Source organism: Bacillus sp. AR2-1 (assembly GCF_008368755.1).
GTDB classification, from domain to species: Bacteria; Bacillota; Bacilli; order Bacillales; family Bacillaceae_G; genus Bacillus_A; species Bacillus_A wiedmannii.
Genome location: NZ_QORY01000030.1, coordinates 24,078 through 46,448, shown reverse-complemented (window position 1 = coordinate 46,448; position 22,371 = coordinate 24,078). Strand labels below are relative to the sequence as shown.

Annotated in this window: 17 protein-coding genes, 1 riboswitch and 2 other annotated features (1 of these 20 cut by a window edge); of the genes, 4 read left to right on the top strand and 13 right to left on the bottom strand. The window is 35.4% G+C overall.

What is annotated here, in order from left to right; genetic code table 11:
- Nucleotides 1-40 (bottom strand) — a binding site (T-box leader) (it extends 183 nt beyond the left edge of the window).
- Between the two features lie 35 nt (nucleotides 41-75).
- Nucleotides 76-299: a binding site (T-box leader), on the bottom strand.
- Nucleotides 300-424: 125 nt separating this feature from the next.
- The 3 genes from rluF to DT250_RS27180 all read right to left on the bottom strand — a co-directional run bounded on the left by rluF (nucleotide 425) and on the right by DT250_RS27180 (nucleotide 2,508).
- The gene (rluF, locus tag DT250_RS27190; protein WP_001222161.1) at nucleotides 425-1,132 is read right to left on the bottom strand and encodes a 23S rRNA pseudouridine(2604) synthase RluF; all 708 of its coding nucleotides are present in this window, start codon (nucleotides 1,130-1,132) and stop codon (nucleotides 425-427) included.
- Between the two features lie 183 nt (nucleotides 1,133-1,315).
- Entirely contained in the window at nucleotides 1,316-1,936 is a 621-nt protein-coding gene (locus DT250_RS27185; protein WP_149213994.1) for a YdbC family protein, read from the bottom strand.
- 206 nt (nucleotides 1,937-2,142) lie between these two features.
- Nucleotides 2,143-2,508, bottom strand: a complete 366-nt coding sequence (locus tag DT250_RS27180; protein WP_147788060.1) for a hypothetical protein — start codon at nucleotides 2,506-2,508, stop codon at nucleotides 2,143-2,145.
- 132 nt (nucleotides 2,509-2,640) lie between these two features.
- Between DT250_RS27180 and DT250_RS27175 the strand changes: the two genes are divergently transcribed.
- The 3 genes from DT250_RS27175 to DT250_RS27165 all read left to right on the top strand — a co-directional run bounded on the left by DT250_RS27175 (nucleotide 2,641) and on the right by DT250_RS27165 (nucleotide 6,440).
- Nucleotides 2,641-3,216, top strand: coding sequence for a hypothetical protein (locus DT250_RS27175; RefSeq protein ID WP_088081789.1), 576 nt, complete (start codon nucleotides 2,641-2,643; stop codon nucleotides 3,214-3,216).
- 208 nt (nucleotides 3,217-3,424) lie between these two features.
- Nucleotides 3,425-3,545, top strand: a riboswitch (glycine riboswitch).
- Between the two features lie 107 nt (nucleotides 3,546-3,652).
- Nucleotides 3,653-5,020 carry an alanine/glycine:cation symporter family protein gene (locus DT250_RS27170; RefSeq protein WP_000451054.1) on the top strand — a complete coding sequence of 456 codons (1,368 nt, stop codon included), beginning with the start codon at nucleotides 3,653-3,655 and terminating at the stop codon, nucleotides 5,018-5,020.
- Nucleotides 5,021-5,246: 226 nt separating this feature from the next.
- The gene (locus DT250_RS27165) at nucleotides 5,247-6,440 is read left to right on the top strand and encodes a S8 family peptidase (protein ID WP_060488697.1); all 1,194 of its coding nucleotides are present in this window, start codon (nucleotides 5,247-5,249) and stop codon (nucleotides 6,438-6,440) included.
- A gap of 99 nt (nucleotides 6,441-6,539) precedes the next feature.
- Here the strand turns inward: DT250_RS27165 and DT250_RS27160 are convergent, their stop codons facing one another.
- Complete coding sequence (locus tag DT250_RS27160; protein ID WP_149213993.1) at nucleotides 6,540-7,064, bottom strand: DinB family protein; 525 nt, start codon at nucleotides 7,062-7,064, stop codon at nucleotides 6,540-6,542.
- A 14-nt stretch (nucleotides 7,065-7,078) separates the two neighbouring features.
- The gene (locus DT250_RS27155) at nucleotides 7,079-7,846 is read right to left on the bottom strand and encodes a DUF3891 family protein (RefSeq protein ID WP_149213992.1); all 768 of its coding nucleotides are present in this window, start codon (nucleotides 7,844-7,846) and stop codon (nucleotides 7,079-7,081) included.
- 204 nt (nucleotides 7,847-8,050) lie between these two features.
- On the opposite strand from DT250_RS27155, the gene DT250_RS27150 reads away from it, so the two are divergent.
- Nucleotides 8,051-8,323 carry an HU family DNA-binding protein gene (locus DT250_RS27150; protein WP_001043960.1) on the top strand — a complete coding sequence of 91 codons (273 nt, stop codon included), beginning with the start codon at nucleotides 8,051-8,053 and terminating at the stop codon, nucleotides 8,321-8,323.
- Between the two features lie 39 nt (nucleotides 8,324-8,362).
- Here DT250_RS27150 and DT250_RS27145 read toward each other — a convergent pair whose 3' ends face one another.
- The 8 genes from DT250_RS27145 to dhbC all read right to left on the bottom strand — a co-directional run bounded on the left by DT250_RS27145 (nucleotide 8,363) and on the right by dhbC (nucleotide 22,361).
- A complete protein-coding gene (locus tag DT250_RS27145; RefSeq protein ID WP_046955745.1) occupies nucleotides 8,363-8,905 on the bottom strand; it encodes a hypothetical protein in 543 nt (180 codons plus the stop codon).
- Between the two features lie 35 nt (nucleotides 8,906-8,940).
- The gene (sfp, locus tag DT250_RS27140; RefSeq protein WP_088122065.1) at nucleotides 8,941-9,690 is read right to left on the bottom strand and encodes a 4'-phosphopantetheinyl transferase Sfp; all 750 of its coding nucleotides are present in this window, start codon (nucleotides 9,688-9,690) and stop codon (nucleotides 8,941-8,943) included.
- A gap of 64 nt (nucleotides 9,691-9,754) precedes the next feature.
- Nucleotides 9,755-11,197, bottom strand: coding sequence for an MDR family MFS transporter (locus DT250_RS27135; protein ID WP_149213991.1), 1,443 nt, complete (start codon nucleotides 11,195-11,197; stop codon nucleotides 9,755-9,757).
- Nucleotides 11,197-11,421, bottom strand: a complete 225-nt coding sequence (locus tag DT250_RS27130) for an MbtH family protein (protein WP_088063306.1) — start codon at nucleotides 11,419-11,421, stop codon at nucleotides 11,197-11,199. Before DT250_RS27130 ends, DT250_RS27135 begins: the two co-directional genes overlap by 1 nt.
- Nucleotides 11,418-18,575, bottom strand: a complete 7,158-nt coding sequence (locus tag DT250_RS27125; protein ID WP_149213990.1) for an amino acid adenylation domain-containing protein — start codon at nucleotides 18,573-18,575, stop codon at nucleotides 11,418-11,420. The genes DT250_RS27130 and DT250_RS27125 overlap by 4 nt, the downstream gene beginning before the upstream one ends.
- A 33-nt stretch (nucleotides 18,576-18,608) precedes the next feature.
- Nucleotides 18,609-19,502, bottom strand: coding sequence for an isochorismatase family protein (locus DT250_RS27120; protein ID WP_149213989.1), 894 nt, complete (start codon nucleotides 19,500-19,502; stop codon nucleotides 18,609-18,611).
- 30 nt (nucleotides 19,503-19,532) lie between these two features.
- Nucleotides 19,533-21,149 carry a (2,3-dihydroxybenzoyl)adenylate synthase gene (locus DT250_RS27115; RefSeq protein ID WP_149213988.1) on the bottom strand — a complete coding sequence of 539 codons (1,617 nt, stop codon included), beginning with the start codon at nucleotides 21,147-21,149 and terminating at the stop codon, nucleotides 19,533-19,535.
- A gap of 12 nt (nucleotides 21,150-21,161) precedes the next feature.
- Complete coding sequence (dhbC, locus tag DT250_RS27110; RefSeq protein ID WP_149213987.1) at nucleotides 21,162-22,361, bottom strand: isochorismate synthase DhbC; 1,200 nt, start codon at nucleotides 22,359-22,361, stop codon at nucleotides 21,162-21,164.
- Nucleotides 22,362-22,371 lie beyond the last annotated feature (10 nt).

The following is a 22,371-nucleotide window of genomic DNA, read 5'->3' as shown; positions in this document are numbered from 1 at the left end:
AACCGGATAAAATAACTCGTGTCCTTTTCTTCGCTTATTATGAAATTAAATACAAAAAAGCATATTCATCCCTAAAATAGGGACGAATATGCTTATATCCGTGGTTCCACCCAGATTCCCATCACAAAAAACATAATGGCTTCTTTTGCGATAACGTCGCTTACACGGCACTAGATACTTAGTTTCCCCAGTGCAGCTCTAAGGTGGTAAGTTATTTTTCTGCGTTAGGAAGTTCTCAGCTTTCCTTCCTTCTCTGTATAACCGGATAAAATAACTCGTGTCCTTTTCTTTGCTTTTAAAAGTACATCCATTAATTGTTATTTACTATATCTTATTCATTTTATTTTTGCAAGTGTTTAAAAATGATTTTTTATTAAATAAAAAAAGAAACCAAAAATAGATTTTTGGTTTCCTCTTCTCAATTTTACCAATCTTGTGGTTCGTAATTTAAGTCTGAAAATAGACGTCGTTTCTCTTTCTTCGATAAATCTCTCCACTGTCCAACAGGTAAATTATTTAATTCTATATTCATAATTCTTGTACGCTTTAAAGTGTATACTTGATAACCTAAAGCTTCACACATACGACGAATTTGACGATTCAACCCTTGAGTTAAAATAATTTGGAATTCATATTTTGATAACTGTGTTACCTCACAAGGAAGCGTTTTCGTTCCTAAAATTTTCACACCAGCTGCCATTTTCTCTAGAAAATCAGGTGTAATTGGCTTATCTACTGAAACGATATATTCTTTTTCATGTTTGTTTTCAGCACGTAAAATTTCATTTACAATATCACCATCATTCGTTAATAAAATTAAACCGTCTGAGTCTTTATCAAGACGTCCAATGTGACTAATTCGTAATGGATGATTCACTAAATCGATAATATTACCTTTTACAGCTTTTTCACTCGTACATGTAATACCTACTGGTTTATTTAAAGCGATATATACGTGATCTCGAGCAATACGAAGTTGCTCTCCATTTACACGTACATCATCACCTGGATTTACTTGGTCACCAATTTTTGCAACCTTACCGTTAATAATTACTCTTCTCTCATTAATTAGTTTATCTGCTCCACGTCGAGACGCTTTTCCAGCTTCACTAATAAATTTATTGATACGCAAATTAGGCACATCCTTTTCAAAAAAATTCAAGCTCACACTGCTTCTACCGTACAATACAAAAGGGTAAGCCTTCTATTATAACTTAAATATATTAACATGAAAGGGTATATAACGTCTTCTATTAATTACTCGTTTATAAGAAAATATCTTTATTATACATTCATTTATGCACGTTTTGTACACTTAATATACAAGCCACTCTTCCTTACATACAGCTTGTTTACCTCTTATATCTTTTAAATCATCATGAATATTAGCTAGTTTATACAACTCAGGGAAAATCTCTTCTACATAATTTTGATGCGTCATTTCATCTTTCCAATAAGTTAGCACAATGTAACGATTTTCAGTTTTTAAAGACTTCCCAATAACTCCACCTAACATCCCTTTTGCATTTTTCATCCCTTTATTCCAAATTGTTTCTTGTTTATGTAAGAAATACTTTTCCTTTCCCACCTTTACATCACATATAGCAACTCTTACGAATGTTCCTTCTGTAACTACGTCTTTCAAAGGCATATCAGTTATATCATACAACGTTTGAAACAATTCAATTTCACATGAAAGAAACGTATCCTCTTGATTACTATTTAAATAAATGGTATCGTGAGCAGCATTCATAAATGATTGATACGCACTTCTATCTTCCCATAAAGTAAATACACATGCCTCATCCTCATACCATCCACCAAATTGCCCATGAAATCCATCTAGCTGCTGTATAGCTTGCCATTTTTCTTGTGCTTTTGAAAATAACTCTTTTTTCTCTTCTTCCACTTTACAGTAGATTGTTTTTATTAACATTTTTAACTCCCCCTTAGGATATAATTTACCTTCCACTTATAATTTTCAGTTTACATAATATTTTTATAATCTCCTCATTACTCTTTATGTGCATATAGAACTAATCATATTTATCACTACATCTATCAAACCATCTATCTGATTGTATTTCAAATAATTCAGAATCAAAAGAAAAGATGTAACCCTTAACGAATTACAACTTTATCTTATCTCCCTTCCTTATTCACCTTTTGTTCAAATAAATAATATGTAATTTCTCCTGGATAATGTAATACAGTTACCTTCCGCTCCTCTTTTTTAAAACTAACAGTATGTCCGTTTTCCCCTAAGTTCTCCCATCCACTAGCCTTTGTAATAGGCATTACACTTATATATTTATACTCCTCTTCCTTATCATCGTTAATATGAATTGCTGACATTGGTACTGGAAAATCTTCAATTTTAGATTCTTTGTCTAAATATATAAGTGTAAATAAACCAGCTAATAACACAACCGTTGAAATATTTGAAACTAGTTTTCTTCTATTCATTTTCACTAAAAACCCTCTTTTCTCACATATTACTTTCATTATTTTACTAATCTCGATTATTTACGTATATAAAAAATATAATTCAAATTAATTCCAGACTATATTCTCTATCATTAACAATATTATTGTTATATATTATAATTAAAAGATATTTATTTTTGGAGGTATTACCCATTGAAGAAATTATTTTTTAATAAATGGACAATCGTTATTTCTATTTTTATTATTACCTGTACGATTTTCTACACAACTAAAGATAAAAATAATAACGAAAAAACTACCGTAGAAACAATTGATACAAAAAGTTTTAAAACTAAATTACAACCAAAAATTGATGAATTAACTACAAATTATAATGACATCATCGAAAAAGATTGGTTGCCTACCTGGGAAGAGATTAACACGAACGGAGATTCAGTAGATAGAGATAAACTATTAGTCACAATGACTGCTATTTCCAAACAATATGAAAAAATCATGAACGAAATAGACACTGTGAAAATTAAAGAAAATATATCGGAAGTACAAATACAAGAACAACTAATTTATTTCACAACTGAATTTAAGACTGCTTCTAAATTTATGAAAAACGCAGCAAATTTAATTATAGACGGAGCAAATAACTCTACTCTATCCAATGAAACAATTGAAAATACTAAACATGCTTTAGGACTTGCGGACCAACATATTGTCCTCGCTTTATCTACGTTAAATGAAGTTGAAGTTAAATTAGGACTTGCAAAAAAATAAAACTGGTTACTATTTTAAAATAAAAAAAGATTGCAATTCATATTTTGTCTGTCTATAATGTTTTTATTGATTTACAATCAATATTTTTATAAATTTTATAATTCGGATGAACCATTCAGGAGAAGGTCTATTGATCTACCGACGGGGCAAAAAGTTGCTGAATCAACTTTGAAACTCTCAGGTCTTGTTTACAAGTAGAACTGCATGGGGACGAATCTCTGGAGAGACTCCCTCTCGCTTTTATATAGCGCGGAGGAAAAAGAGCACCGAAGGAGCAAATCCGCTACTATAGCGGATAATCTCTCAGGTAAAAGGACAGAGACAAGCGAAAGAAAATGCCGATTTGTATCGGTTTATTTTTCTATCCCTTGTTTCTCCAGAGACCATTTCATTTACTTGAAGTGGTTTTTATTTTTTCATAAAAAGGAGAATACAGATGGAGACAGTAAGTACAGTATTAGAACAAATCAATCACTATGTGTGGGGATTACCAACGTTATTGTTACTCGTTGGTACTGGTATCATTCTCACAGTGCGTTTAAAAGGTTTACAGTTTAGTAAACTATTATACGCTCACAAACTAGCTTTTAAAAAATCAGAAGATACATCTTCCTCTGGAGATATTAGCCACTTCCAAGCACTTATGACAGCTATGGCGGCAACGATTGGTATGGGGAATATAGCCGGTGTTGCAACTGCTGTAACGATTGGTGGACCCGGTGCAATCTTTTGGATGTGGATTACTGCTTTGTTCGGTATGGCAACAAAGTATGCCGAAGCAATTCTTGCGGTGAAATACCGTGTTAGTAATGAAAATGGTGAATATTCAGGTGGACCAATGTACTATTTAGAACGTGGTTTAGGTAAGAAATGGCTTGCTGTTTTATTCGCTATATTCGGCACAACTGCTTCTTTCGGTATCGGTAATATGGTGCAATCTAACTCAGTTGCAGAGGCAATGCGAATTAATTTCTCTTTTCCTCCTGCTTTAACTGGTATATTCATGTCGTTTTTAATCGCCATTGTTATTTTAGGCGGTGTGAAAAAAATCGGGAAAGTGACAGGATATATCGTTCCTATTAAAGCTTTCTTTTATATCATTGCTGGGCTTATTATTATTTTCTATCACTACGATCAAATTCCAGAAGCATTCTCACTTATTTTTTCTGGCGCATTCAATGGGACTGCAGCGGCTGGTGGTTTTATTGGCGCAACAATTGCATCAGCTATTCAAATCGGAATGGCGCGCGGTGTATTTGCGAACGAAGCTGGTTTAGGAAGTGCCCCTATTGCCGCAGCGGCTGCAAAAACAGATTCACCTGCAAAGCAAGCTTTAGTTTCTATGACTGGTACTTTTCTAGATACGTTTATTGTATGTACCATTACAGGGCTAGTATTAATTACTACAGGTGCATGGAAATCAGGTAAAACTGGCGTTGAAGCGACAACACTTGCGTTCCAATCTGTATTTGGCACTGCTGGTAGTATGATTCTTGGTATCGCAATTATATTATTTGCCTACTCTACTATTTTAGGATGGTCGTATTACGGCGAGAAGTGCGTGGCTTATTTATTTGGAGAAGGTGCTGTTAAATATTATAAAGCAATCTTTATCGTCATGATTGCTATTGGGGCTAATTTAAAACTAGGTATCGTATGGACATTTGCTGATATTGCAAATGGACTTATGGCGATTCCAAACTTAATTGGCCTTATTGGGTTAAGTGGTATTGTTGTTGCTGAAACGAATCGCTTTTTACAAGCAGAGAAATTGAAAGAAAGTCATAAAAAACAGGCAAGTTAATATAAAAAAAGGAATGACTCATACATAATGAGCATTCCTTTTTTCATTTTCTAACTCAGTAAATGTCATGAAAAATATATTTATATCGATCTTTCCCTTTTTTTATTCCACTAAAAGTTTTTCACATAAATGACATAAATCGTATGGTCTAACTATATAGTTGAAAAGGAATGTGACATTAAAGTGTCGCCGAAAAACTCATCCAAGAAAAGGGAGGAAAAATCTTTTGAAAAACAAAATCATTGTTTTCCTATCTGTTTTATCATTTATTATTGGTGGTTTCTTTTTTAACACAAATACTTCAAGTGCTGAAACATCATCTACTGATTACGTCCCTAACCAATTAATCGTTAAGTTCAAACAAAATGCCTCTTTAAGTAATGTTCAATCTTTTCACAAATCTGTCGGTGCTAACGTTTTATCTAAAGATGATACGTTAGGTTTTGAAGTCGTTCAATTTTCAAAAGGTACTGTCAAAGAAAAAATAAAAAGCTATAAAAATAATCCAGATGTGGAATATGCAGAACCGAATTATTACGTTCACGCCTTTTGGACTCCGAACGACCCATATTTTAAAAATCAATATGGATTGCAAAAAATTCAAGCTCCACAAGCTTGGGATAGTCAACGAAGTGATCCTGGTGTAAAAGTAGCTATTATTGATACAGGAGTTCAAGGTTCACACCCTGATTTAGCTTCGAAAGTAATTTACGGACATGATTATGTTGACAACGACAATACATCTGATGATGGTAATGGTCATGGTACGCATTGCGCTGGAATTACTGGAGCACTTACGAATAATAGTGTTGGAATTGCTGGTGTTGCCCCACAAACTTCAATTTATGCCATCCGCGTATTAGATAATCAAGGAAGTGGTACTCTTGATGCTGTAGCGCAAGGGATTAGAGAAGCTGCTGATTCAGGTGCAAAAGTAATTAGCTTAAGCTTAGGCGCTCCAAATGGTGGGACTGCTTTACAACAAGCCGTTCAATATGCATGGAATAAAGGCTCTGTTATTGTTTCAGCTGCTGGAAATGCTGGAAATACAAAAGCTAATTATCCTGCTTATTACAACGAGGTGATTGCAGTTGCTTCTACAGATCAATCAGATAGAAAATCTTCATTTTCTACTTATGGTAACTGGGTAGATGTTGCAGCACCAGGTTCAAATATATATTCCACATATAAAGGAAGCACGTATCAATCATTAAGTGGTACATCTATGGCAACACCTCATGTTGCAGGAGTCGCTGCTCTTTTAGCAAATCAAGGATATAGCAATACACAAATCCGCCAAATTATTGAGTCAACGTCTGATAAAATTAGTGGTACAGGTACGTATTGGAAAAATGGTAGAGTCAATGCATATAAAGCTATACAATATGCTAAACAATTACAAGAAAATAAAGCCTCTTAAGAAATAATGTAAAACTTTAATCAGTGATCTGCCATTAGTGCGAGATAAAATAGAAGGAGAGACTTTTACAATTAAAGGCTCTCCTTCTTACAAACTATATTACTCCCCCTCCTTCTGCACCATATGTAAATACAGTACAAAATCCGTCATTGTCGACGAATGACCGAGTTGACGGATCATCGCTGTTATATTTCCTCTATGATATGTACCATGATTTACGACATGTTGTACTAACTCTAAAATTGAAGTTTCTAATTTCCCTGCATATGGATTCTCGATAACAAATACAGCATTCACGTCTTGTATTGTAATTAAAAAGTCTTTATATTGATTTGCCATGTTTTTAAACATTTTTTCTAATTCATGTAACGATTTAGTTTCGATTTGTTTTCGTAAATTTTCTCGGTCTTGTATTGCTTCATTCATACTTTTACCATGCAATATGTGTAACCACACTTGATCTGTAATATAAATATGCGCAAAAGTATCCTTAATTGATGGAAATACACTCTGTATCTTTTCGCTAAAGATTATCTCATAGCTTGGTAACTCTTTTAATCGATTGAATAATCGTGTATTAGCCCAATCATGGTAATCAAACTGTTTTAACATGTACTCTTTCAATCTAAATCGCCTCCTTATTGTACGAAACGAATGTTTTGTTTCTCCATTTCCGATTCTCTATCAGCTTTTGCAATCCCTTTTTCTTCAACTACATGTTTATTTATAGTTTTATATTTTACATGCGTATGAAATTCCGTTTGAAATGGAAACGGTGTAATCCGAATTGTTTCCTCGTCCACCCATTCAGCTTGAATAAGTTTCTCCACCTTACTATTAAACATTTCCGTTCCTTCAAAACCATCTTTAAACAAATCAATTTCATCTTCCTTTTCTGCGCCAGGTTTATTCATACACACATATAAAGAAAGTTCATCGCAAAACTTTAATAATCTATAATGTTTATCGAACATCGTAAATTGTTCTTTCGTTAACGTTTTCAAAATTCTTTTTTGTCGTTTCAATTCATGTTTATAAAAAGACATCATTTCTTCGTCTTCGTCATTTAATGAAAATGATAAAAAATGTTTACTACAAAGTAATGCTCCGTATGGATTCGAATCTTCAATTTCATTCAAACCAATCGTATAAAAAACAAAACGCAATGAACTTGGACAATCCATAAATGTATATGGAATATTTTTAGCATCATTCAATATTGGTACTTTATCAAGTTCTATCCATCCTCTATCATGCTCATAAATTGCATCAATTGTCTCTTTTAAGTATGTTTCATCTTCAAAAAAATCTTCTTTTATATGCTTTGCAATCTCTCCAGCTAAAAAACCATGATCATGTTGACGAATTAATATACTTTCTTTCTCATTCTTTTCACGAAAAATCATTCATATACTCCCCCTCATCCTCATATTACAGCATTTTCTATACATCAATTCTTAATTAATCCCTAATTATTAGCAGGGATTCAGTCTCTTACAACGAAATTAACATAACTATATAGTATTCTTTCTAACCATATAAATAGCTTTCTCTATACTATCCATTATACTAAAACATTCATTCTAAAAAACTTTTTATGAGGTGAAAACATGAACAAAACAGAATTAGTTAAAAACGTGGCACAATCCGCTGATATTTCTCAAAAGGAAGCTTCTGCAGCGGTACAATCCGTATTTGACACAATTGCTACTGCATTACAATCTGGCGATAAAGTTCAATTAATCGGCTTTGGAACGTTTGAAGTGCGCGAAAGATCTGCTCGTACAGGACGTAATCCACAAACTGGCGAAGAAATTCAAATCGCTGCTGGTAAAGTTCCAGCATTTAAAGCTGGTAAAGAGTTAAAAGAAGCTGTGAAATAAATAAGAAACCAGCCATTTTATAGGCTGGTTTCTTATTTTCTATTTAAGCAGATTTTTTATATTCTCTGCATGATATACTTCACAAATATAAAATATGCATTTGCAATTACTTACAATTTGATATTTTCTAGTTGGATACACATTCGCCGTAACAGAGCATCCATCAAACAATTCAATAATATTCCCAGATGGCTGATATCCTTCGTATAATACGTTTCTTCTTACTTCCATCTTTTCTATAATTTTTTCAACTGGAATATTCCCACTCTCTAATTCACTCTTAATTGTATTTGGTAAAAACGAAGTGTCCGCAAAAATTAGATTCTCAGATAACACTTTTCCTTTATAACTAACATTGGATACACGGTAAAGAAATGTTCCGTTTTTATCAAAGAAATTCTTTGCTTCTTTCGGGATGTACTGTCTATCAAGTACCTCTTGTTCGAGAATTTCAAACTGAACTGTATCATTCAAAAGCTTTTCTAAAGCATGAATAGATGATGTATCTCCAGAAAATAAAATATTTTTAATTGCTTGTACATTATAAGTGAATTCATTTGTTCTATTTTCCGCTACTAACATGAGGAACACCTCTTCTATAAGATTTTTTATTTAACTTATTTATAATTTAAAAGCGCTACTGCGTCTAACTGTGTAATTTCAGTTACTTCTTTACTAAATATTGCAATTGAAGCCATATAATCTGCACTTGGCCTTATATCCTCCATCATTGTATTTTCTACTAACTCTTGCCTATCCTTAAAAACTAACAAATTTGGAGGATCATTTGGAGCTGATACAGTAATACCTACTGGTGAAATCATTAGTCCTTCACCTGTCGCTTTTAGTACCGCTTCTTTTCGAGTCCAATATGTTAAAAAACCTTCTATTTTCTGTTCATTAGGTAACTTCATAACTTGTGCTATTTCAATGTCTGTTAATACGCCCTCTGCCATTTTCATAACATCTACATTTGGATTCATTTGTTCAACATCAACGCCTACAGGTGCAGACTTTGTAAATGCAACAACAACCCACTCACCCGAATGTGAAACAGATATTTGTGGCATTCCTTTTGGCAATTGCGGTCTGCCATGTTGTAACTTACATACTGGACACATCCTATCAATTGGCACTTGAACTGGTAACATAGAAAGTATTTTACCAAGAACTAACCTACTAATTACACAACCTATTATAAATCGTGCACGATCTGCCGAATGATGATATGAATTTGCTTTCTCTCGTTCAACATCATTTAGTAAATTGTAATGCCATGTTTGTAAATCTGAAATTCTTGCCCACCATATTTGACAACTATTCTCATTAAGAGTTGGTACAGAATCTACAACTTTACTCTCTATCATGTAAACTCTCTCCTTCTAAAAAACAATATCATTTTATTTCAAAAGAGTATTATTATTCTATAACTTATTCGTTTACAACTTCTTTCTCTTTTTGTAATATAGATAACGGCTTTTTCTTCTTCTTTGCCATTACCTCTTTATCAGAAATACGTAAAGAAAATAGTAATGCTACGAGTAAAAATATTGCTGATCCAATTAACGCAGCTTGATATGGTAAGAAATCTGACTGAGCATTATTTTGTACACTGTTATTTCCAAAACCGGCTAGTATACTAGCTAAAACTGCAACTCCTATCGCTGAACCTAATCGATTTTGCACATTAAATATAGTCGTAGCTCTCCCCATAGAAGGTGGCGTGATATTATTAAATGCAGAAAATTGAACTGCTCCAACAGACTGACCTAAGAAAATACCGATACCAAACAATAATGCCCGAATTTGCCATGGGTTCGTAACGTGATTTACAAAACTTAATAAAACAAAGATAATCGCCGTACAAATTAATCCAATAGAAATTACCTTTCGAGCTCCTAGTTTCTTATATGACCATGGCACAATCTGTGACGATATCATTAACCCAATCGCCTCTGGGAATGTCGTAAGACCAGATTCCAATGCGGAAACTCCTATTACATTTTGATACATAAGTGGAAAAACAAATAACATTCCTAGTAAACCAGCGGATGAAAACAATGAAATAAGACTCATTTTTCTAAAGACTGGTTCTTTTAATAAGCGTAAATCTAACATCGGTTGCTTTACTCTAAGTTCTACAATGATAAACAATGTAATGAATACAATACCAGCTATTCCAGTACTTATAATCTCTGAAGAACCCCAGCCTTTTGACGGCCCTTGACTAAGTGCATAGATAAGCATCGCGAATCCTGGTGCTGAAAGAACAAAACCGAGAGAATCAAAGCGACCAGCTGATTTTTCAATATGCTCTTTTAAAAATAGTAGACCGAATAGTAATGCTACGATTCCGAACGGTAAATTAATATAAAATGCCCAGCGCCAAGACATTTGATCTACAAAAAAACCGCCAATAATTGGTCCTACTGCCGGTGCTACAGCAATTGGCAACACAATAAACCGTGAAATTTTCGGCCTTTCCTCTGGTGAAAATGTTCGGAATAACATCGCCATCCCAACTGGTGTTAAAAGCCCCCCGCCAGCACCTTGCATGATGCGAAAAAGATTCAATGAAGTAATATCATTCGCTATTCCACATAATGCAGACGCAGTTGTAAATACGAAAAGAGCGGTTAGAAATACTCTTTTCGTACCGAAGCAATCTCCTAACCAACCAGAAATCGGAAGAAAAACAGCTAAGCTAACTAAATACCCAACATTAACCGTCCCCATTGCAGATGGAGGCACTTGTAGTTCTTTACTTATCGTTTGGAGTGCTACATTCACAATCGTTGCATCCATCGTAGCCATAAACATCGCTGTTATATATACGATGCTTACAACTACTTTTGGATTTATTTTTGCCTTCATTATCGTTTTCCTACTAATATTTTTTCGCCCACTTGTTTACTTTTCGGATTCAAATCTTCCCAGTTATTTTCAACATATTTTAAACAATCATTCCTACTAGCCTCTTCATGCACGACATTCCAACCAATAGGTACATCAAGAAAAACAGGCCAGAGAGAATACTGGCCCTCCTCATTTTTTAGTACTTTATATGTGTAATTATCATTTTCAAACGGATTCGTCATACTGTACTTACCCCTTTCTTATCCTGCAAATATTTCGCTAATACTTGTCCAATCTCTGTAAGTGGTCCTGGTTGACATAAATCTTTATGTCTACAATCAATATGGTGTTGCACAATTTGCCCCTCTAAATAATTTAGCCACGTATTTGGAGAGATAGGATCGAACCAGTCTGGTATAACAGTAGATCTAAAGAATAAAATATCTCCGTTATAAACTTTCGGTACATATTTCCCTAACAATCCTACCGAATTTACATATGTTTCTTTCAAATTTAAAATCGTCTCTTCTTCAAGACTTGCTAATGCACTTCCATCTTTACGAAGTATTTCTACTGCACTTTCCATCGTAAGTGGTTTACCATCCATGTTATCTGGATCGTATCCACCTAAAGCAAGTAATGCGATTAACGCTTCTTCTTCAGTAGGTGCTTCCGTATTCGGTAAGAAGTGACCTGGATAAGAATCCAGCATAACGAGTAATTCTACTTCTTCCCCTTCATTTTGCAGTTGCGCCGCCATTGCATGCACAACATTTCCTCCGAGCGACCAACCGAGTAAACGATATGGTCCGTGAGGCTGTACTTCACGAACGTGTTTTAAATAATCCGCCGCCATCTCCTCTAAACTTTTTGGAAGTTCTTCATTTTTAGCAATACCACGTGCTTGGACACCGTAGATTGGATAATTTGTTCCTAAAGATTTCATAAGTCCTGCATAGCACCAACTTAATCCACCTGCTGGGTGTACACAAAATAGTGGTAATTGGTCTCCGCTTGCTCGTAATGGAAGCAACACATCAAGTGCACTTTGTCCATTTCCCACTTCAAGTCTTTCAGCAAGACCCGCAACAGTAGGTGCTGCAAATAAAGTTCCGATATTTAGTTCGACCCCAAGTGCTTCTTTAATACGACTCATAAGCTGCACTGCAAGAAGTGAATGGCCACCTAAATCAAAGAATCCGTCATCAATTCCAATTTGCGGCACACTTAAAATTTCTGTAAACAAGTCACATAACATTTCTTCTTGCGGTGTTCTTGGTCCACGACTAGAAGATGATGCGATAAATTCTGGAGCCGGCAATGCCTTTCTATCTAATTTACCGTTTGGAGTTAAAGGCAACTCATTTACTACTACAAAAGCGTATGGAACCATGTAATCTGGTAAACTACCTCCAGCATACTTACGCATTTCATTCGTATCAATCATTTCATTATTTGATGCGACGATATAAGAAACTAACCGTTTATCCCCTGGTTGATCTTCCCGTACAATAACGGCTACTTGCTCAACTTTAGGATGTTTCATTATTACCGCTTCTATTTCCCCTAATTCAATTCGGAATCCACGAATTTTTATTTGATGATCTGCACGTCCTATATAATCTAGCGTCCCATCTTGACGCCAACGTGCTAAGTCCCCAGTACGATACATTCTTGTACCTGGCTTACCAAATGGATCTGCAATAAAACGTTCTGCTGTTAAGCCTGCTCTTCCTAAATATCCACGAGCAAGCCCTGCACCTGCAACATACATTTCTCCAACTACTCCAGGTGGCACCGGTTGTAAATAGTTGTCTAACACATACACTTTAAGATCAGGTATACTACACCCAATTAAACTGTTTGCTCGTAAAGAGACGATTGTTTCATCTAATTCAATATAACTAACATGTACTGTCGTCTCCGTAATACCGTACATATTAATAAGTTTTGGTGCGTTATGAGAATGTCGACAATACCAATCTTCTAATCGACTTAGCTCAAGTGCTTCTCCTCCAAAAACAACATATCGTAAAGATAATTTTTGGCCAATTTCTTCATTTTCATGATCTGCTTGCATCAATTGATAGAACGCTGATGGAGTTTGGTTTAAAACAGTTACCTTTTCTTTAACAAGAAGTTGTAAAAATTCTTTCGGCGAGCGACTTACAGTATGTGGTACTACGACTAAACGCCCACCATATAATAAAGGTCCCCAAATTTCCCAAACCGAGAAATCAAAAGCATATGAATGAAACATTGTCCATACATCGTTCTCGTCAAATTGGAACCAATGATCAGTTGCTCCTAAAAGTCTTACTACATTTTGATGAGGTATCATAACGCCTTTCGGTCTACCAGTTGAGCCTGATGTATAAATAACATACGCAATGTGCGAAGGAGATAACTGCTTCATGCGCTCCATTTCATCAATATTGTCTTCACTATATTTCTCAATTTCCCCTATTACTTTCACATCATCAACTAAAATTTTCAGTTCCTCATCACATTCAATTTCCACATCTGAATTTGTTAAAACACATGATGGTTTCGCATCGTGGAGCATAAATGAAATACGATCTGACGGATAATCCGGATCTAACGGAAGGTATCCCGCACCAGCTTTCAGAACAGCTAGTAAGCTTACAACCATATTTAAAGATCTCGGCATCGCTAAAGCAACGAGTTGATCAGGGCCTACTCCATTTGCTATTAGCAATCGAGCTATTTTATTCGCTTTTTTATTCAACTCTTCATAAGTTAACTTTTCATCTTCAAAGACGACAGCAATAGAATTTGGATTTATATGAGCCTGCTTTTCAAATAATTGTGGCAATGTCATTTCTGGTACAATTTGAAAACCACCATTCCACTTTTCTAACACTGTATTTTTCTCTGCTAAAGTTAATATTTCTAATGTGCCAATTGATTGATCCGGATGTTTCGCTGCATCATCTAATAACAAAATAAATCGTTCAACTAATTTTTGAACTGTTTCACGTGTATATAAATCCGTACTAAATTCTAGTAATCCGTTTAAGCCATCTGGAGTACCATCAACTCCGTTACTCTCGCTAATTTCAAATGTTAGATCAAACTTGGCAGAACCAACGCTTTGAATTTCAAGGTTCGCTTCTATATCCGGAGCATCAAACGTTGCTTCTGGCGTATTTTGGAAAGCTAACATAACTTGAAACAGCGGATGACTATTTCGAGTACGTACTGGATTTAACACTTCAACGAGTCGTTCAAATGGAACATCTTGATTTTCATAAGCTGCAAGATTTGATTGCTTCACTCTATTCAATAATTCTTTAAAGCTTGGATCTCCTGCTGTATTTGTACGTAACACTAATGTATTTACAAATAAACCGACTATGTCAGAGAGTGCATCATCATTTCTTCCAGCAATCGGACTACCAATTGGTATATCAGTACCTGCACCTAATCTTGTAAATAGTGCACTAAGTCCTGCTTGCAACACCATAAACAAACTAACTCCGTTTTTCCGTGCAAGCTCTACTAACCTACTATGCATACCCGCATCTATTTGAAAATGAAGTGTTTCTCCGCGATAACTCGTTTCAATTGGACGCTGGTAATCTGTAGGTAACTCCAGCTGATCTGGTAAACCTTCTAGCTCTTTCTTCCAAAACTCTAATTGTGTTGAAATAAGACTCTCTTCTGTAGTTTCATCACCAAGCAACTGTTGTTGCCAAAGTGCATAATCTGCGTATTGAACTGGAAGTGTCTCTAGCTGCACTCTGTTACCTTGACATCGTGCTTTATATGCCACTGTAAAATCTCTCGTTAACGGTTGTAATGACCAGCCATCCCCTACAATATGGTGCAATAGAATTAGTAATACATGTTCGTTTTCATTCACTGTAAATAGTTGCAGACGAACTGCTGGTTCAACATCAAGGTTAAAACTATATCTTACCGCCTCTGCAAGCACACTTTCTAATTCATCTTTACATGTTTTTGTTATTATCATTTCTAGATTTAAATTTTCCATATCTAAAATTTTCTGATAGGAACTACCTAATACGTTAGGGAAAATCGTTCTAAGCGTTTCATGTTTCTCAACTAAATCATAAAAGGCACCTTGCAATGCTTCCTCGTTCAACTTTCCAGAAATACGAACGACTAATGGAATATTATAAGTAGGACTTGGACCTTCTAAACAATTTAAGAACCATAACCTGCGCTGTGCAAATGAAAGTGGAACTTCATTTGGTCTACTTACTTTCTTAATAGCTGGTCTTGCAGTTTTTGCTTGATCCAATTGTTTCGCCAGTTCAGCAACAGTTGGCGATTCAAATAGTTTTCCTATTCCTAATTCAACACTTAACGTTTCACGAATTCTTGCCATTAGACGAGATGCAAGAAGCGAATGGCCACCCATTTCAAAGAAATTATCATCAATGCTAATGCGAGAAACACCAAGTACTTCTGCAAATAAATCACATAATATTTCTTCTTTCGGATTTCTAGCAACTCGCTCCTTGTTCATTTCATTAAAATCAGGAGCAGGTAATTTCTTTCTATCAACCTTTCCATTTGGCGTTAATGGTAATTCTTCTAGCACAACAAATGCCGATGGCACCATATAATTCGCTAAACTTTCTGAAACATAAGAACGAATTTCTGAAAGGTTAATCCCTTCATTCCCTTCGGCAACGATATACGCAATGATTCGTTTATCATTTGGGCGATCTTCCCGTACCATTACTACCGCTTGTTGAATATATTCATGTCGTTGTAATACCATTTCAATTTCAGCTAATTCAATTCGGAAACCACGAATTTTAATTTGATGATCTGCGCGGCTCATGTACTCTAACACACCATCGTTACGCCATTTCACAAGATCACCTGTGCGGTACATGCGCTTCCCTGGTTTTCCATAAGGATCTGCAACAAACCGTTCAGCCGTTAACTCTGGTTTTCCTAAATATCCGTTCGCAAGCCCTTCCCCTGCAATATATAATTCACCAATTAATCCAGGTGGTACTGGTTGTAAACCTGCATCTAATACATACACGTCTGTACTCCAAATTGGCTTTCCAATAGGAGGTATACCAATTTCATTTTCATTAATGTTCATGACAGTAGACCAAATAGTCGTTTCAGTTGGTCCATATAAGTTTGTAATAGAGCAACCTAATTCTTTTAATATATTTGCTAAATGGGCTGGAAGAGCTTCACCACCAACGAGCACATTTAGCCCTTGTAGCCTTTCTGGATATTCAGTTACTAACGCCTGCCATAACGTCGGTGTAGCTTGCATAACTGTCACTCTTTCTTCTTGTAACAGTGCCGTTAACGCAGAAGGCTCTTGAATTACCTCTTTTTGTGCAATTGTTAAACTTGCACCACTAATAAGAGGTAAATAAATCTCTAGAGCAGAAATATCAAACGCAAATGTTGTAACTGCTACTAAATGATCGTTCTCATTTAGTGAAAACATATCGTCCATAGCCAATAGAAAGTTACTTAAAGCTTTCATAGGAACAATTACACCTTTTGGATTTCCGGTTGAGCCTGAAGTGTAAATTGTATACGCAGGCTTTAAAAATGAATCATCATTTCTAAATGGTAGATTCCTATGAGAATATGCTTTTAATGCTAGTCCTGTTTCTTCTCGATCTAATTCGATTTTTTTTATATCATTTTCTATAACTAAAGTAGATGAAACAGATGAATGTGTGATGATATAAATTGGTTTTGCATCATTTACTATATAATGTATTCGCTCAGCTGGATATTCTGGATCTATCGGTAAATACGCTGCACCAGCCTTTAAAACTGCTAGCATACTAACTACCATTTCTATTGACCTTGGAAATACTAAAGCTACAAACTGATTTGGCCCTATTCCTTCTTCTACTAAATAGTGCGCTAGTTCATTCGCACGTTCATTTAGCTCTTTATACGTAAGGTCTACTCCGCTACACGTAACCGCTATTTTATTTGGATTTTTTTGTACTTGTTTTTCAAATAATAAAGGTAGAGTGATTAAATCCTCAGCTTCCTTAGTTTCATTCCATTCGAATAAAACTTTATGATTTTCTTCTGGAAGAGTAATGTTTATATTTCCAATCGACACGTCTTTTTGATAATCATTTATCACTAATTCTAATACATTCATAAATCTCTCTTTATGCAATGCTAGTTCCGTATCACTATATACTAACGGATTCGCATCAAAATGAATCATTAGCTCATTTTTATCAAAACGTTTATATACATTTATCGATAAATCATCGACTGGTCCTGCTGATAAATTATGTGTAATACCACGATTCCCAGCAAAATTAAGCCCATAATCAAAAGGCATCACATTCACTAACGGCCCGAATAACCTTTGATTTTCACCTAGTAACTTTAAGTCTCTTCTTAATTCCTCATGACGGTATTTATGATGACGACGTACTTCTCGAATCTCTTTAGAAACTTGCTGTATGCATTCCGCAAGAGTTATATTTGGAGTTACTGTAATACGAAGTGGTACTAAATTCATTACCATGCTCGGTGTATAAATAGATGCAGAACCGAGACGCCCCATCATTGGTAAACCTAAAACAATATCATTTGCACCTGTTAATTTATGCATGTAAATACTTGTTACAGCTACAATAAATTCCGGCCAATTTGTTAAAGAAACATTGATATCTTCTAGTAAAGTTTTCGTGCTAGAACTGGATAAATAAGCTGTTTCTCGTAAAAATCCATTTGATGTTCTCGGCGCTCGTTCTGCTAAACTTATGACATCCGGTTCATCTGCAAACTTTTCTAACCAAAAAGTACGATCTTCCTGAAATTGTTTAGACTCACGATACTCCATATCTTCTTGTACAATTTTTGCAAGAGAACCAAATGGCTTTTCATTCTTTCTTGTTTCTTCTATAAGTGATGTATACTCTTTCGCTACCTTTTGGCTTAGAAGTGAAAATCCATAGCCATCCATCACAATGTGATGGATGCGCTGATACCAAAAGAAACGATTATTTTCAACTTGAATAAGTGCTTCAGTAAATAAAGTATCTCTTTTCAAATCGACTGGCATAGATAAATCATTTTTCATCCATACTTTAGCAGCTTCTTCAGGATTTTCTTCTTTACGAACGTCAATAAAATGCATATGAAACTGTAATTCTTCAATAACTTGCCATGGACCAATTTCATCCTCTTCGAAGCGAACATGTAGTGCTTCTGCTTCTGTTACAACTTTACGTACTGCTAATTCGAAAATTTCTTGATTAATATTTCCGTTTATTTCAACATATTCCCCAGTATTATAAATCGGATTAAGCGGATCTAATTGCTGTGCAAACCACATACCAGTCTGCGCAGATGATAACGAATGACGAACCTTTTGACTATTAGGCATTCTTTACTACCCCTTTATTATGTAGTCTATTTGTTACAGCACCTGTGCTGTCTGTGAAGATAGTAAACTGTACCAATAGGAAACAGTTGGACGTTCTGCTAAATCTGCAAAAGTTATTTCTTTCCCTTCGCGACGCCACATCTCTACTAAACTCATAATTCTGACCGAATCAAGTCCTCTATTTAGTAAGTCCTCATCAATATCAATACTCTCTACTGGCTCACGAAGTAGTTGTGCAACTAGTTCATGCACTTCCTGTAAAGTGATTCCTTCACTCTCATCACTTTTTACACTTTGTAAATCTTTTAACAGTAAGTTTGTTGATGTCGTTACTGCACATCTATTAGATGCATACTCCAATGCTTGTTTATGATGGTCTATTGAAAAATCAGCAACTGCATCTGCTACAAAAAATGGTTCTATACCATCCATAAATGCTTCGCAAGCTGTTAAAAGGCAGCCGATATGCGCATAAATACCGCAAATAATAAGTTGATCTCTTCCCTGTTCATTTAAAATTTCTAATAGATTTGTCTTTTTAAATGCACTATATCTCCATTTTGTTAAGAATATATCATCTTCATTAGGAGTAAGTTCATCGACAATTTTCTTTTTATCTGGTCCAGCAGGAATACCGTCACCCCAGAAGTCTTGTAATAATCCACGTTGTTCTAACGTTTGTCCACCTGGTTGTGCTGTATAAACAACTGGTATACCAAGTTCCTTACATTTTTCTCTTATTACCTTAATATTTGAAATAAGTTCTACTTTTGGTGATTCTTTATCGCTATATGCATCAAGAAAATATTCTTGCATGTCATGGATTAGAAGAACCGCACGTTTCGGATCTGGTTTCCAGTTCACTTTATTTTTTGGTAGTTCTGATTCAACTGGCATTTTGTATACTGAAATAGATGGAATAGCCATCTAATCACTTCCTTCCAATTTTTATATTTATTATCGTTTTACCGTAATAAGTTTTTCCGCAATGACTTTACGTAACTCTTTTTTGCTTACCTTTCCAACACCTGTTTGCGGGAATGAATCAATAAATTCAATTCGATCTGGAATCTTATAAGCCGCTATACCCCGTTCTCTTAAAAACATTTTTAATTCACTTACTGTCGGAGCTTGTCCACGAGCTATTACAAATGCACAAGTACGTTCTCCTAAATAATCATCAGGCATTGATACGATGGCTACATCATGTACTGCATCGTGTGCTAATAGATGATTTTCAACTTCTTCCGCAGCAACTTTCTCACCACCACGGTTAATTTGATCTTTATCCCTACCTTCTACAATGATGTAACCTTGTTCATTTACTTTTACAAGATCACCTGTGCGATAAAATCCATCCTTTGTAAATGATCGTGCATTATGCTCTTCTGCTTTATAATAGCCACGAATTGTATATGGCCCTCTTGTTAACAAACTACCTACTTCACCAGGTTTCACATCGTTATCATTTTCATCAACGACCCTTACTTCATCGAATGTAGACATCGGTCTCCCTTGTGTATGAATGATGATTTCTTCCGGATCATTTAATCTTGTGTAATTTACTAACCCTTCTGCCATACCGAACACTTGCTGTAACGTACATCCAAATGTAGGGTGTATACGCTTTGCAACCTCAGCGCTAAACTTAGCACCACCTACTTGAATCACTTCTAAGCTCGATAAATCATTATTACGAGAAGAAACTGCATCAAGCCAAATCATTGCTAATGGTGGAACTAGAGCAGTAATCGTAACTTTTTCTTTTTCTATAAGAGCAAATGCCTCATCTGGGCTACCACCAGTTGCTAACACTACTTTTCCACCCGCATAGAAAGTTCCAAATGTCCCTGGAGAACTCATCGGGTAATTGTGCGCTACTGGAAGAACCGCCATATAGACGCTATCCGTATTCAAATTACAAATTTCAGCGCTAACACATAAACTATAAATATAGTCATCATGTGTTCTAGGAATTAATTTAGAAAGTCCTGTTGTCCCTCCTGATAATTGGAGAAACGCAACATCACTTGGCTGAACTTCTGGTAATGGAACGGGATCTATATACAGATCACTTATGTTCACAAACTCTTCTTCTTCTCCCACTACAATTACATGTTGTAAAGTTGGTACTTTCTCTTTCACTTCTCTTGCTAGTTTTCGATAATCAAAGCCGAGAGCCTTATCTGAAATAACGTAAGCACTCGCCTCACCAAACTCACAAAAATAACTAATTTCACTGCTTCGATGTGAAGGTAGTGCAAAAACAGGAAGTGCTCCAATTCGAAATAGTGCAAAGCATATTTCGAAAAACTCAATAATGTTGGGTAACTGAATTACAACTCGGTCCTCTTTCTTTATTCCTAAATTCAGTAAACCTGAAGCTAAGCGATCTACTTTTTTATCAAGCTCACTATACGTCATATGCATATTACCACTTACAACTGCAATTTCATCTCCATACTTTTCAGCACGTTCTCTCAACAACGAACCAAATGTTTCTCCAAGCCAACATCCTTCTTCTCGATAACGATTTGCAAATTCTTCTGGCCATCCCGTGAAACCTGATAACATTATTTCTTCCCCCTATTTTTCATTCAACGAATTATCTCTTAATCCTAAAGCCTTCAGCATTGTTTGGAACTTAGCTGATGTTTCTGCTAACTCATCTTCTGGTTTTGACTCAGCAACAACTCCTGCTCCTGCAAATAATCGAAGTGTATTTTCTTGTACTTCAGCACAGCGAATTGTAACAATCCATTCACCATCTCCATTTAAATCGCTCCATCCTAGCATTCCTGTAAAGAATTCACGGTCAAATGGCTCAATTTTTTGAATCGCCTCTCTCGCTTCTTCCATCGGCGTTCCGCAAACTGCTGGCGTAGGATGAAGAGCAATTGCTAATTCCAAAGAAGTAGTATTCGGATCCTTTAGTTCACCTTTCACTTCAGTAGACAAATGCCACATCGCTTCACTATGAATAACGGATGGTTTTTCCGGAACCTGTAATGTATGACAGTATGGACGAAGCGCAGCAGCAACCGCTTCCACTACTACCGCATGTTCATGTAAATCTTTCGGAGAAGAAAGTAATTCCTCTGCTCTTCTCTTATCTTCTACTGGATCATCACTACGTGGTCTTGAACCAGCTAACGGATTAGAAATAACTTGCATACCATTACGTGAAACGAGTAATTCAGGACTTGCTCCAATTAATGTTTTATTACACTCGTTTTCATCTTCCGGTAAATTCACAGCAAATGTATAACCGTGCTTATTATGCTCTGCCAATTCGCAAAGTAGTTTTTGTTTATCAATCTTCTCTGAAGATTTAACATCTAACGATCTAGATAGAACGATTTTCTTTAAATCTCCGTCCTGAATTTTTTCAATCCCTTGCTTCACACCATTCATATAAACTTCAGGAGCTGGAACCGGTGTCATTTCAAATGTCAGTTTCTCATTTCGTTTTATCTCATTTGTTGTCTCTAACTGTAAACGCTCAGTAATTCTACTATGTTCTGGTACGATAAGTTGAACTTCTTTTCTACGATCAAAAGGCAAAGCACCAACAACGATAGGATTCGGATTTCCAGCTTGTTTTGCATTACTTAATACCGCTTGTACAAGTTCTGTAAAACTTTCAATTTCATGATGTTTTACTGTAGTAAACTCTCCTTCTGTCAATATCGTTCGAGTTGGTGAAGCGAAAAAGAACGAAGATTCAGTTTTATAATCTTCTAATAATTTTTCCGACAGTTCCTTTACGGCTATAAGTTCATTCATAGTATTAAAA